The sequence below is a fragment of the Roseateles sp. Mitsp63 genome (assembly GCF_059491535.1).
In genome coordinates this window covers 3890263-3903365 of sequence record NZ_CP168509.1, presented here as the reverse complement: position 1 = coordinate 3903365, position 13103 = coordinate 3890263, and the positions used below count along the sequence as shown (strand labels likewise).

Sequence of the window (13103 nt, the reverse complement as noted above, 5' to 3'; positions counted from 1 at the left end):
CCATCACCTTGTAGTGTTTCGTCGATTTTGTAGTTGAAGCACTACAAACTCCTAGCGAAAAAAGTCACGAAGGTGATGAGTTTTTATGGCGAGGTCCGCGCGGGGCAGGGCATCCCAATCCGCCGGATCGAGGCCGCGCCGGCCCATCACCCGGGGGACAAGGAACGCGCGCCAGCGATCCTCGAAGGCCTCCACCTCGCGCAGGTAGCGAACGTGGCTGGCCGCATCCGTGCCGGCCAGGCGCTCGCCGGCCAGCACGAGCGCAAGCCCGGGCGACGTCCACGACCAGCGCTCGACGAAGGCCGCCTGCTTCAGGCGGCTCTCGTCGAAGCGGCGCATCAGCGGGCGCAGCCGCTTGTCCTGCTCGAGCACGCGCGCCGCGAAGCTCGCCGGCCACACGGCCGGCAGCGAGGCGGGGACGTCCGGATGCGTCGCGTACCAGGCCCGCGCGAGCGCCTCCTCGCGCTCCTCGCTGTCCTGCTGCGCGTCGCGGATCGCGACGATGGCCGCGAGGCGCGAGGGCATTGACGATTCGCGCTCGGCGAGTGTCATGAGCGTGGCCGGCACCGCGAAGGTCAGCAGCAGCCACGCGCCGAGCGCCAGAAGCATCGCCGCCGCGCCCGAGACGGGCAGCCACGACAGCAGGCCGCCCAGCACCACCCATGCCGCGCAGAACGCCGCGAGCGCCGCCACCCACGCCGTGATGGCCGCCAAGGACGTCCCCGGGTCCAGCAGCAGCGCCGGCAGCGTGCCGAGCATCGCGACGCCGCACAGCGCCAGCCATCGCCAGCCGAGCGCGGCGGCGATCACGGGCGCGAGTCCGTGCCTGGCCTGCACGCGCAGCAGGCCGAGGCGGCCTTGCTCGCGCTCCTCCTGCAGCAGGCCGGCGCACAGCAACAGCGCGACCAGCGGCAACAGCAGCGCCACCATCGCGGGCACGCCGGGCAGGCCGCCTTCGGTCAGCAGCGGGTTGCGCAGCGCGCCCAGCGGACGCGCGTCGACATGGCGGCTGTCGAGCGTCGCCTTCTCACGGACCGGCAGCACCTCCAGACGCTGAACGCCCAACGCAAGCCCGTCGCCCACCGGCATGCGCGTCGCGCCCAGTTCACCGCGTCCGAGCTGGTAGGTGGCCTGCGCGGCAGCCGGCCCGGCGGGCTTCTCGCGGAGCTGGTCGAGCGCTTCCTGTCGGGCGGCGGCGAACCGGATCCCGTCCTCCACCGCGGCCTGTCGCCAGGCGCGGGCTTCCAGCCCCGCCGCGGTCGAGACCGCGATCAACACCGGCAGCAGCGCGCCAAGCGCCACCCGCGCCAGCGGCAGCCGCCGCAGCCTCAGGCCCTCGGCGCGCCAGGTGTCGAGCGATGGCGGCAGGTTCAAGAGCCTCATGGCGCCACCCTCCGCGCCGTGAGGGCGAGCGCGGCCACGGCCGTCACCAGCCACAGCGCGAGCGCGGCGAAGTCCGGCCACGCCGATCGCAGCGCGAAGCCGATCCCGGGCGGTTCATAGGCCCAGGCCGGCATCGCCTGCCACTGCGCGTCGCCTGCGTACTTGCGGTCGGAGGCCGTGAGGCCGCGCGTCGCCTGGAGGTCCCATTCATCCATCAGCGTGGTGAAGCGCTGGCGGTACTGCTCGGCGGCATCCTCGAAATGGCGCCGGTGCGCCAGGTCGGTCCCCGCGAGCGCGCTCCCGATCGCGCGCATCGGCGCCATCGGGCTGGGCCAGGTGATGCCGCGCAGCAGCACCTGCTGCCGCAGGCGCGCCTCCCACAGGGCGCTGAAGTGCAAGGCATGGACGCGCGCCGCGTAGGCATCGCGGAACATCCGGCGTTTCGCGTTCGCGCCGAAGGGCAGGTCGTCGAGCCGGGTCACGCCATGTCCGGCGAGGAGGGTGGCCTCATGCGCGCGCAGGCGTTCCCGCGCGTTGCCATCGCCGGGCAGGCCGTCCTCGATGTCCTTGGCGATCGCGGCCCAGAAGACCTGACCCGTCGGCAGCGGTGTCGAATGCTCGACCAGCGCCGCGCCCAGCCGCGGCACGATGAACATCGCCATCACCCACGCCGCGATCAATGCCAGCAGTGCCGCGCGCGAGCTGCGGCTGTGCATCGACACCAGCACCGTCAGCGCCGCCCACACCGCGTAGTACGCGATCAGCGCCGCGCCCAGCGCCAGCGCCTGCGGCAGGCCGCGCCGGTCCACGACCAGCCACGCGCCGATCAGCAGCGCTGGCATCAGCACCAGGCTCATGCCGGCGCACAGGCCCAGCCACTTGCCGAGCACCAGGGGCCGGGCGCGCGCCCCGCAGGCCTGCAGCAGGCGCAGCGTGCCGGACTCGCGTTCCTGCGCCACCGTGCCGTGGCCGAGGACCGCGATCAGCAGCGGCACCAGCGTCAGCAGCACGAAGGCCGGCGTCAGGCGTCCGAGCCCGATCGACGGCGCCGCGTCCGCCGCGGGCGGGAACATCGCCATGTTGCGCCGGTGCGGCTCCAGCCACAGCGCCTGGCCGGCATGCGCGTCGATGCCCGGCTCGATGCCGGCCAGCGGCGATGCCGGCTTGAACGCGTACAGCCCGAAGTGCGCGCCGCGATGCGGGTGCTTCTCGCCCTGATGGTCCCATTGCGCGCGTGACGCGGCCTCGGCCTCCTGCCGTTCCTGCCCGGCCCGCTGCAGCCGCAGCTGGGCCGTCGCGAGCATCGCCACGAAGAGCAGGAACAGCGCCCCGCCCAGCATCCAGAGACGGCCGTCGCGCAGCAGCGCGCGCGTTTCCTTGAGCACCAGCGCGCCCATCATGGCGACACCTCGTCCGCGGCGCGCGCATGGCGCAGGTAGATGCGCTCGAGCTCGTCGTGCGCGATGTCGCGCGCCGGGAGCTCGGCGACCAGCCGGCCTTCGCGCAGGATGCCGATGCGGTCCGCGACCTGGAGCGCGTTGAACAGGTCGTGCGTCGCCATCAGGATCGCCAGGCCCTCGTCGCGCGCCGCGAGCACGCCGCGCGCGAACTCGTTGGCGGCCGACGGGTCCAGGCCCGAGGTCGGCTCGTCGAGCAGCATCGCGCGGGCCTTGCGGGCGCGCGCGATCGCGAGCCCGACCTTCTGCCGCATGCCCTTGGAGTAGCCGCCGACGCGGCGCGGCTGGGCCTCGCCGGCCAGGCCGGCCGCGGCGAGCAGCGCACGGGCGCTGTCCGTGCCCAGGCGCAGGCCGGACAGGGCACAGAAGTAGCGCAGGTTCTCGATGCCGCTGAGGTAGGGGTAGAGCGCGACGTTCTCCGGCAGGTAGGCGATCCGCGCGCGCGCCGCCTGCGGGTCGCGCGAGGCGTCGATGCCGTCCACCAGCGCCTGGCCGGAGGCCGCGGGCACGAAGCCCAGCAACGCGTTCAGCGCGGTGGTCTTGCCAGCCCCGTTGCCGCCCAGCAGCGCGTAGACGCAGCCGGCGGGCACCGTCAGGTCCAGCGTGTCGAGGGTGACGCGGTCGCCGCGGCGGATGACGAGGCGCCGGGCCTCGAGCAAGGCAGCGGCGCTCATTGGAAGAAGACCTTCAGCGAAGCGCCGGCGGTGGCGCGCGGCACCGGCGACAACATCAGCCCGGCCGCGCTGCCATAGGCGATCTCGGAGGCGAAACGCCGGGGCTGGAAGACCGCGTACAGCGTGGCCTGCATCGAGCCCCAGTCGTAAGTCGCGCGCAGGTCGTAGCGCATGTATGCCGGCATCGTGCGCTCCTGCGTCTGCGGCGTGCCCGCGTAGTACGGGATGCCGCCGAGGGCGTAGGCATCGGCGTTCAGCGTCAGACGGCCGGGGCCGAGCGCGAAGCGGTGCCGCGCGCCGGCCTTGAACTGGCGCGCGGGCACGGGCAGCTTCGCGCCGGTGTTGGGGACGGGGTTGTTGATCGTGGCCTCGACGATGCGGGCGGCACTGGCATGGATGCTGGTTGAACTGGCGAGCTGCCAGCGGGCCTCGAGCTCGAAGCCCTTGCGCGAGGTGTCGCCGACCGATCTGAAGGAGCCATCGGGCTGGCCGGTGATCTCGTCGTCGTTCTGGATGAGGTAGGCCGAGCCGGAGACGGTCCAGCCGGTGAGCGGCGCGGCGGTGAAGCCGGCATCGTAGGAGCGTACCTTGCTTGGCGCGACCGGGCTGACGATGCCGCCTCGCGCGCCGAGCGGGCCGGCCGGGCCGCTGCTGCTGATCTGCTCCGCGGCCGGGGAGCGCATGCCCTGCGCGACGTTGGCGAACAGCTCCAGCGCCGGCGTCACCGACCAGGACGCGCCCAGCTTGGGCGTCATCACGCCCTTGCGGTAGCCGGTGCTGGCGGCCGGCAGCTTGAGGTTGGCGATGTCGTAGTCGAAGCGGTCGTAGCGCGCGCCGGCGCTGAGCTTGAGGTCGCGCCGCGGCCGCCATTGCGCCTGCGCGAAGACGCCGTAGGTGAGCAGGTCCAGCTCCTGCGCGTTGATGTAGTTGGCGGTCGGGACGCGTCGGACCTCGATGCGGCGGGAGGCGTCGCCGCGATCGGCGCGGGCCTCGGCGCCGAGCAGGAGCGTGGCGTCCTCGCCGAGCCGTAGGTGGCGCAGCGCGCGGCCGCCGAAGATGTCGCGATGGTCCGTGCCCACCGTGTGCTGTGTCGCGCTGGTCGCGATGCCGCGCGTGCGGTCGAAGCGCTCGGCATAGGCGGTCGCCTGCCAGCCGACGTCGCCGTCGGCGGGCGCGCGGTTCAGCACCAGCATCGTGCGGCGCGCGTTGCCGAAGCCCGGATTGCCCGCCTGCGTCGAGCGTGGATCCAGGCCCCGCTCCAGGTCGGTCAGCAGCAGGTAGCCCGCGGCGTCGAAGTCGGCGACGTAGCGGGTGAAGCGCAGGCTGTAGCGGGCATCGCCCACGCGCGTGCCCAGCTTCCAGAAGAGCGTGTCGCGGTCGGTGCGGGAGTCGCGGCGATAGCCGTCGTTGCGATGGATGTCGGCGATGAGCAGCGAGTCGATCGCCGCCAGCGCGCCGTCCGCGCCGCCGCCGAAGGTGTTGGAGAGCACCAGCGACGCGCGGCGCAGGCCGTGGTGCTCGATGGTCACGCCGAGGCTGGAGGGCGTCGCCGCGCCGCCGTCGCGGGTGCGGATGTCCACCGCGCCGGCGCGGTTCTGGTCGCCGAAGAGCGCCGAGATCGGCCCCTTCACGACGTCGATGCCGCCGATCATGTCGCCGCTCAGCCATTCGAGGAAGACCGGCCCATGGCCCGCGCCGCCCTGGCCGGAGGGGATGTTCTGCGGCACGCCGTCGACGAGGACGGCGGTGTCGGCGCCGTGCGTGCCCTGCGTCGCGAAGCCGCGCATGCGAAAGCCGTTGCCGGTCTCGCCCTGGTCGATGTTGTGGGCCAGCACGCCGGGCACGCGGCGGAAGACGTTGGAGATGTCACGGCCGATGTTGGTGGCGGCCATGTCCTCCTCGCCCAGGTGCTGGACGGCGGCGGGCAGGGCGGCGGGCTTGAGCGAGAGCTCGTTGCGATCGCCGGGCTGACGCGCCGGCGACGTGGGGCGGCCGGAGACTTCGACGCGGCGCAGCGCTTGCGCGGAGGGCGCCTCAGACGACGCGGACGACGCGGACGACACGGACGCGTCCGTGGCCTGGGCGTTCGCGTCGAACGACGTGAAGGCGAGTGTCAGCGCGAAGGAGAGGGGCGTCGGCGCGAAGGCGGAGCGACGGCCGAGGGCGGGGGAAGCGGAGATGGTCATGGCAGGACGAGGGCAGGTCCCGCGGCGCGCCGGGGAGCGTGGCGCGCGCGGGCAGGCCGCCGCGCGGATCGGGAGATCCGCTCAGGGCAGCGCTGGACTGGAATCGGCGCGATGCGCGGCGGCCGTCCGGCGCCGGTGGCGCGGACGGGGATCGGGCAAGGCGAACGGGGGTGTCAGGCGTCCGGCGGGGGACGCGTCAGGCCCGGGGCGGTCCTCGGGGATCGGCGGCGAGCGCGCAGCGTCCGGTGGGGAGGCCACGGGGCGGGGAGGCGGGAGGCGCGGAGGCTTCGGCGTGGAAGGCGAACGGCAGCGGCGCGTCCGCGGCGACGGCGTGCTGCGCGTGGAAGAGACACCAGGCGCAGCCGGCGCCCTTTGCTTCGGAGGAGCCGGTGTCGTCGTGCCCGTCCGCGTCGGCATCGATGCCGGCACCGATGCCGGCATTGGCGAGCGAGGCGGCGGCCGTCGTGGCCTCGAACGCCGCCGTGGCGATGGCCACCTGCTCGGCGATGGGCTGGCTCACGTGCCGGGCTTCGTGCAACGGCCACGCCAGCAGGAGGCTCGCGACCGTGAGGGCGAGCATCCACAAGCGGACGGAGCGGCTGAAGCGAGGCATGGGCCGGAGCTGGAAGGGGGAGGCCGGAAACGGCGGCCGTGATTGTGCACCCGCTTTCGCGACGAGGCGTTGGTCATGTGGCGCGGGACTACAGTGGCGGGATGTCTTCCTCTTCTTTCACGGTGGGCCGCCGCGCGGGCTCGCCGCTCAAGCAGATGCGCACGGACCGGTTGCTGATGCGGGCTTCGGCGTCCGCGCTCGCCGAAGCCACGATCGACTATCAGGCCCGCAACGCCGAGCACTTCGCGCGCTGGGATCCGACACGCGCGGCGGACCATTGGGAGCTCGAGGTGACGCGAGCCCGGCTCGCCCGCGAGGAGTCCGCCTTCGACGCGGGCACGTCCTGGCGCTTCTGGCTGTCGTCGCTCGACGCGCCGGAGCGCGTGGTCGGCCAATGCGCGCTGTCGGACGTGACGCGCGGCGTGTTCCAGAGCGCGATGCTGGGCTACAGCCTTGATCGGGCGTGCGTCGGCGCGGGGCTGATGCAGGAGGCGCTGAGGCGGCTGCTCGACGAGGCGTTCGGGCCGGCGGTGTCGCTGCACCGGGTGCAGGCGTCGGTGCGGCCGGACAACCAGCGCAGCCGCCGGGTGCTGGAGCGGCTCGGCTTCGAGCGCGAGGGCTTCAGCCCGCGCTACCTGTTCATCGACGGCGCCTGGCGCGATCACGAGACCTTCGCGTTGATCAATCCGGAATGGGGGGAGACGCAGCGGCCGGTGGCGTGAGGGGCGGGGCTGTCGAATGCTCCCTCCGCATGAGCATCTGCGCCGAGCTTCTTTGCCCGGGCACGCCGGCTCACGCAGGCTATGGGGCTGTCTTGATCGATGAATACTCGAAAGCCCCCATGTCCCTTCGTCTGCCGTTTCGCCCTCAGCGCCCGTTGAGCGCCGTCGCGCTCGCCTCCATCGCCAGCCTCGCGCCGACCGTCCATGCTCAGACCTCGCCGCCATCCGCGACGGCCGCATCGGCCGATCAGCTCCAGCAAGTCGTCGTCACCGGCACGCGCCGCGTCAATCGCACCATCGCCGAGTCCGAGTCGCCGATCGACGTCCTCAGCGCCGCCGACCTGCAGCGCACCGGCGCCAGCGAACTCGCCACCGCGCTCGCGCAGCTGCTGCCCTCGCTGAACTTTCCGCGTCCGTCGCTGACCGACGCCTCCGATGCGGTCCGGCCCGCGCAGTTGCGCGGCCTCTCGCCGGACCAGACGCTGGTGCTGATCGACGGCAAGCGCCGCCACACCACCGCGGTCGTCAACATCAACAGCACGCAGGGCCGGGGCTCCGCGCCCGTCGACCTGAACACCATCCCCTTCGCCGCCATCGAGCGCGTCGAGGTGCTGCGCGATGGCGCCGCGGCGCAGTACGGCTCCGATGCGATCGCCGGCGTGATCAACATCGTGCTGAAGAAGGGCGCGCGCGGCGGCAGCGTCGGCGTCGAGGTCGGCCAGACCGACGCCGGCGACGGCTTCCGGCACACCGAGTCCGTGAGCGCCGGCCTGGCGCTCGGTGCCGATGGCTGGCTGCGCGTCGCGCTCGAGAACCGCCATCAGCAGCGCACCAATCGCGCCGGGCTCGATACCCGCGAGGCCGCGACCGAACCGCGCTTCGGCCAGATCAACAACCGGCTCGGCGATCCGGACAGCCATCAGCAATCCGCCGTGCTCAACGCGGAACTGCCGCTCGCCGGCAGCCTGCAGGCCTACGCCGTCGCCACGCTCAGCCACCGCGACACGGTCACCGCCGCGTTCTGGCGCACCCGCGCCACCGCGGTCACCAACAACGTCGCCGGGCTCTATCCCGAGGGCTTCCTCCCGCTGCAGCAGAGCACCAGCGTCGACCTTGGCCTGATCGCCGGCCTGCGCGGCGAATGGGCCGGATGGTCGTGGGACGCCAGCGTCAACCACGGCCGCAACCGCTTCGACATGGACGTCGCGAACACCGCCAACTACTCGCTCGGCAACGCCAGCCCGACACGCTTCGATGCCGGCCGGCTCAGCAACCAGCAGACAGTGCTGAACCTCGATGTCTCGCGGGAGGTCGACCTCGGCCTCATCTCGCCGTGGACGCTGGCGCTCGGCGCCGAGGCCCGCCGCGAGCGCTACGAGATCGATGCCGGCGAACCCGGCTCCTATCAATCCGGCGGCGCCTCGGGCTTCCCGGGCTTCCAGCCGGGCAACGCGGGCGCGCACTCGCGCCACGACATCGCCGCCTACGCCAGTCTCGAGGGCCGCGTCACGCGGGCCTTCAGCGCCTCCGCCGCATTGAGGGCCGAGCACTACAACGACTTCGGCTCGGCCACCTCGGCCAAGCTCTCCGGGCGCTATGTCTGGTCGCCGGCGATCGCGCTGCGCGGCACCGTGTCGACAGGCTTCCGCGCGCCTTCGCTGGCGCAGCAGTACTTCGCCACCACCTCGACCAACCTGATCAACGGCGCGCTCGTCGAGGCGGGGACCTTCCCGGTTGAATCGGCGGCGGCCGCGGCGCTCGGCGCGCGCCCGCTCAAGGCCGAGAAGTCCCGGAACTTCAGCGCTGGCCTGCTGCTGCAGCCGCTGCCGCAATGGCAGACCACCGTCGACGTGTATCAGATCGACATCGACAACAGGATCCTGCTCTCCGCCAACCTCTCGCTGCCGGCGGCGCTGCGGAGCCAGCTCGCGGCGCAGGGTGTGCTGGTCAGCGCCGGCCGCTACTTCACGAATGCGCTGGACACCCGCACGCGCGGCGTGGATCTGGTGAGCACCTGGCAGCAGGACTGGGGCGCCGCGGGTCGGGGGCAGTACACCGTCGCGTTCAACCACAACAAGAACTCGATCCGCCATGTCGACGACAACCCGGCGCTGCTGACGGCCAATGGCCTGGAGCTGATCGACCGCGTGACGCTGGCGCGGGCCACCGTCGGCTCGCCGAAGGACAAGCTGGTGCTTGGCGCCGAGCATCGCTGGGGACCATGGATCGGCCGCGCGGCCGCGAGCCGCTATGGCAGCTTCATCGTCCGCCAGTCCAATGCGGCGAACGACCAGACCTTCGGGCCGGCCTGGCTGCTGGATCTGTCGGCGGGATGGGAGCAGGGCGCCTGGCAGATCAGCGCCGGTGTCGACAACCTCACCAACCGCTATCCGGACCGCGTCATCACGGCCAATGCGATCGGCGGCATCCTGGCCTACAGCCAGTTCTCGCCGTTCGGCTTCAACGGGCGGCAGTACTACGCCAAGGCCGCCTATCGGTGGTGAGGGTGGGGCCGCACGGCCTCAGACCAGGCCCTGCTTGCTGGCCAGCACGGCCGCCTCGGCGCGGCTGGACACGTTCAGCTTCTTGTAGATCGACTTGATGTGGTCGTTCACGGTGAACCACTTGATGCCCATCAGGTTCGCGATCTCCTTGATCGTGAAGCCCTTGCTGAGGTAGGTCAGCACCTCGTTCTCGCGCGGCGTCAGGCGCTCCCATTCCGGCAGCGGGTCCAGCGTCACGCCGCGCGTGCTGACCGTGGCCGTCGAGGTCAGGCTGCCGAAGCCGGAATTCAGTCCCATCGGGCCCGAGTCCCCCGTCGACCCCGGCCGGAAGTGCGACAGCAGCCGCCGCGCGATCGCCGGCGACAGCGGCGGCTGGCCGCGCACGATGCGCTGCAGCTCCTCGACCAGCACCTCGAAGCGGTCTTCCTTCAGCAGGTAGCCGTCGGCGCCGCGCTGCAGCGCCGGGAACAGGTGGTCGTCATCCGAGTACAGCGTGGTGACGATCTTCACCGCCGGCCGGCCGGCCAGCTCGCCCAGGAACTCCATGCCGTTGCCGTCGGGCAGTTCCAGGTCGATCAGGATCAGCTTGTAGCCGTTGCCCGGCCCGCCTTCGGCTTCCACCTTGGCCAGCTGGCGGCGCGCGCCCTCCAGGTCACCGGCCTCGGTGATCTCCATGCCGTCGCTGAAGCTCTCACGCACCACGCGGCACAGGAAACTGCGGGCAACGGGGTTGTCTTCGACGATGAGAACTTTGACGGCCATGGTGTGGGGAGCAAAAGCTGCCCGCATCCTAGCAGCGCCCCCCCGGCTTGCATGCCCCGTAAAGCGGGGTGTCGGGCCGCCGTCAGCCGCTCATTCAGCCGTTGACCACCACCAGCTTGCCCACCACCTGCCGCGAGGCCATCCGCGCGAAGGCTCGCGGCAGCTCCTCCATCGGCAGGACCTGGTCGATGACCGGGCGGATCTTGCCCGCCGCGTACCACTGGGCCAGCGTCATCATCATCGCGGCATTGCGCTTGGGTTCGCGCTTCGCGAACTCTCCCCAGAAGACCCCGACCAGCGACGCCCCCTTCAGCAAGGCCAGGTTCAGCGGCAGCGCCGGGATCGCGCCCTGCGCGAAACCCACCACCAGGTAGCGCCCGCGCCAGGCGATCGAGCGGAAGGCGGCCTCGGCCAGGTCGCCGCCCACCGGGTCATAGATGACGTCCGGGCCCTTGCCCCCGGTCAGCGCCTTGAGCTCGTCGCGCAGCGAGCCCGTTGCGTAGTTGATCGTCGCGTCGGCGCCGATCTCGCGGCAGCGGGCGCATTTCTCGTCCGACGAGGCCGCCGCGATCACCCGCGCCCCGGCCGCCTTGGCGATCTGGATCGCCGCCGTGCCGACACCGCCCGCCGCGCCCAGGATCAGCACCGTCTCGCCGGGCTGCAGCGCGGCGCGGTCCATCAGCGCGTGGTGGCTGGTCGCATAGGTGCAGATGAAGGCGGCCGCGTCCTCGAACGGGAAACCCGCGGGCAGCGGCAGCGCCAGCGCGGCGGGCACCAGCGCCTCGGTGCCGAAGCCGCCGGTGCCGGTGAAGGCCGCCACCGCGTCGCCGGGCTTGAAGCCGGTCACGCCGTCGCCGACGGCCTCGACCACGCCCGCGAACTCCGTCCCCGGCACGAAGGGCAGCGGCGGCTTCATCTGGTACTTGTCCTGGATGATCAGCAGGTCGGGGAAGTTCAGGCTCGCCGCCTTGATCGCCACCTTCAGCTGGCCCGGACCGGGCTGCGGCGACGGCAGCTCCTTCCACTGCAGCGCCTCAACGCCGACGGGGTTCTCGCACAGCCAAGCCTTCATGCCGTCTCCTTGATGCTGGAAGCCAGGGCGCATGATAGGCAGCCCGCGCAGGGGCTCGCGTCGCCCGGGTGACGGCCTGCCTACAATGCCGCCCCATGCGCATCCTCATCGCCAATGACGACGGCTACCTGGCCCCCGGCCTGGCCGCCCTGGTCCGCGCGTGCGAAGGGCTCGGCACGGTCGAAGTGATCGCCCCCGAGCAGAACGCCAGCGGCACGTCCAACTCGCTCACGCTGCACCGGCCGCTGTCGGTCTACAGCGCGTCCAACGGCTTCCGCTACGTCAACGGCACGCCGTCCGACTGCGTCCATCTGGCGCTGACCGGCCTGCTCGACTACCGGCCCGACCTGGTGCTCTCCGGCATCAACAACGGCGCCAACATGGGCGACGACACGCTCTATTCGGGCACCGTCGCCGCCGCCACCGAGGGCTACCTGTTCGGCATCCCGTCGATCGCCTTCTCGCAGGTCGAGAAGGGCTGGGGCCACCTGGACGCCGCCGCCGCCGTGGCGCGCGCGCTGATCCAGGACGTGATCGCCGGCGGCCTGGGCCAGCCCTTCCTGCTGAGCGTCAACATCCCCAACCGCGCCGACGCGGCCGCGCTGCCGCGCCGCGTCACCCGCCTGGGCCGCCGCCACGCCAGCGAGGCGACGATCCAGCAGCGCAGCCCGCGCGGCGACATGATCTATTGGATCGGCCCGGCGGGCGCCGAGCGCGAGGCCGGCGAGGGCACCGACTTCCATGCGACCGGCAACGGCGCGGTGTCGGTCACGCCGCTGCAGGTCGACCTGACCGAGCACGCCACGCTCGGCCAGTGGGCCCAGCGCCTGCAGAACGACGGCCGTCCATGACCTCGCTGCCGCCGCGGTCCAAGCGCTTCCCGCTGTCGCTGGACAAGCTCGGGACGGCGCGCGCCGGCACGCCCGGCGCGGCCGCGGCCGCGGATGCGCGCGAGCCGCTCAAGCCGCAGGGGCACTGGCAGCAGGCCGCGGCGATCAAGGCGCGCCAGACCACGCCGATCGGACTCGGGCTGGACTCGGCCGGCGTGCGCCAGCGCATGGTGCAGCGGCTGCGCCGCGACGGCCTGAGCGACGAGCGCGTGCTGCAGGCGCTGGCCACCGTGCCGCGCCATGAATTCGTCGACTCCGCGCTGGCCACGCAGGCCTACGAGGACACCAGCCTGCCCATCGGCCATGGCCAGACCATCTCCAAGCCGTCCGTGGTGGGCCGCATGATGGCGCTGATGCTGGCCGCGCCGGGTGCGCAGCAGCGCGGCCATCTGGGCAAGGTGCTCGAGATCGGCACCGGCTGCGGCTACCAGGCGGCGCTGCTGATGCAACTCTCGAAACAGGTGGTGTCGGTCGAGCGGCTCAAGCCGCTGCACGACAAGGCGCGCGCCAATCTGGCCGGCCATCACCAGGTCCGGCTGGTCTACGGCGACGGCATGCTCGGCCACCGGCCGTCCGCGCCGTACGACAGCATCATCTCCGCCGCCGGCGGCGACGACATCCCGCAGGCCTGGCTGGACCAGCTCGCGCCCGGCGGCCGGCTGGTCGCGCCGATGACGGCGCCCAGCGGCCGGGGGCAAGTCCTGGTCCTCATCGACCATGTCCGCGACGCCGCGGGCTCGCGCTTCCTGCGCAGCCTGCATGAAGCGGTCCTGTTCGTGCCCCTAAAATCAGGGGTCCTGTAGCGCGGTTGCCTCACGGCGCCGCGCTTCGGCTTTCCCA

At 72.2% G+C, this 13103-nt stretch carries 11 protein-coding genes; 4 read left to right on the top strand and 7 right to left on the bottom strand.

All coding sequences use genetic code 11. The features are described from left to right. Positions 1-51 precede the first annotated feature (51 nt). The 5 genes from ACEN96_RS17005 to ACEN96_RS16985 form a co-directional block, all read right to left on the bottom strand. Positions 52-1383: a DUF3526 domain-containing protein gene (locus ACEN96_RS17005; protein WP_495584271.1), complete on the bottom strand. Its 1332-nt coding sequence runs from the start codon at positions 1381-1383 to the stop codon at positions 52-54. Next, positions 1380-2783: a DUF3526 domain-containing protein gene (locus ACEN96_RS17000; RefSeq protein WP_495584270.1), complete on the bottom strand. Its 1404-nt coding sequence runs from the start codon at positions 2781-2783 to the stop codon at positions 1380-1382. Before ACEN96_RS17000 ends, ACEN96_RS17005 begins: the two co-directional genes overlap by 4 nt. Beyond that, positions 2780-3514, bottom strand: coding sequence for an ABC transporter ATP-binding protein (locus tag ACEN96_RS16995; RefSeq protein WP_495584269.1), 735 nt, complete (start codon positions 3512-3514; stop codon positions 2780-2782). Before ACEN96_RS16995 ends, ACEN96_RS17000 begins: the two co-directional genes overlap by 4 nt. Next, positions 3511-5700: a TonB-dependent receptor gene (locus ACEN96_RS16990; protein ID WP_495584268.1), complete on the bottom strand. Its 2190-nt coding sequence runs from the start codon at positions 5698-5700 to the stop codon at positions 3511-3513. Before ACEN96_RS16990 ends, ACEN96_RS16995 begins: the two co-directional genes overlap by 4 nt. A gap of 196 nt (positions 5701-5896) precedes the next feature. Then, a complete protein-coding gene (locus ACEN96_RS16985; protein ID WP_495584267.1) occupies positions 5897-6220 on the bottom strand; it encodes a DUF2946 family protein in 324 nt (107 codons plus the stop codon). A 194-nt stretch (positions 6221-6414) separates the two neighbouring features. On the opposite strand from ACEN96_RS16985, the gene ACEN96_RS16980 reads away from it, so the two are divergent. Both ACEN96_RS16980 and ACEN96_RS16975 read left to right on the top strand, forming a co-directional pair. After that, positions 6415-7035: a GNAT family N-acetyltransferase gene (locus tag ACEN96_RS16980; protein ID WP_495584266.1), complete on the top strand. Its 621-nt coding sequence runs from the start codon at positions 6415-6417 to the stop codon at positions 7033-7035. Positions 7036-7154: 119 nt separating this feature from the next. Further along, on the top strand, positions 7155-9539 hold the full coding sequence (locus ACEN96_RS16975; RefSeq protein WP_495584265.1) for a TonB-dependent receptor plug domain-containing protein: 2385 nt from the start codon (positions 7155-7157) through the stop codon (positions 9537-9539). Positions 9540-9557: 18 nt separating this feature from the next. On the opposite strand, the gene ACEN96_RS16970 is transcribed toward ACEN96_RS16975, so the two are convergent. After that, on the bottom strand, positions 9558-10301 hold the full coding sequence (locus ACEN96_RS16970) for a LuxR C-terminal-related transcriptional regulator (protein WP_495584264.1): 744 nt from the start codon (positions 10299-10301) through the stop codon (positions 9558-9560). 94 nt (positions 10302-10395) lie between these two features. After that, a complete protein-coding gene (locus ACEN96_RS16965) occupies positions 10396-11373 on the bottom strand; it encodes an NADPH:quinone oxidoreductase family protein (protein WP_495584263.1) in 978 nt (325 codons plus the stop codon). A gap of 95 nt (positions 11374-11468) precedes the next feature. Between ACEN96_RS16965 and surE the strand changes: the two genes are divergently transcribed. Both surE and ACEN96_RS16955 read left to right on the top strand, forming a co-directional pair. After that, positions 11469-12224, top strand: a complete 756-nt coding sequence (gene surE, locus ACEN96_RS16960; RefSeq protein ID WP_495584262.1) for a 5'/3'-nucleotidase SurE — start codon at positions 11469-11471, stop codon at positions 12222-12224. Beyond that, positions 12221-13066, top strand: a complete 846-nt coding sequence (locus tag ACEN96_RS16955; RefSeq protein ID WP_495584261.1) for a protein-L-isoaspartate(D-aspartate) O-methyltransferase — start codon at positions 12221-12223, stop codon at positions 13064-13066. The genes surE and ACEN96_RS16955 overlap by 4 nt, the downstream gene beginning before the upstream one ends. Positions 13067-13103: the final 37 nt, after the last annotated feature.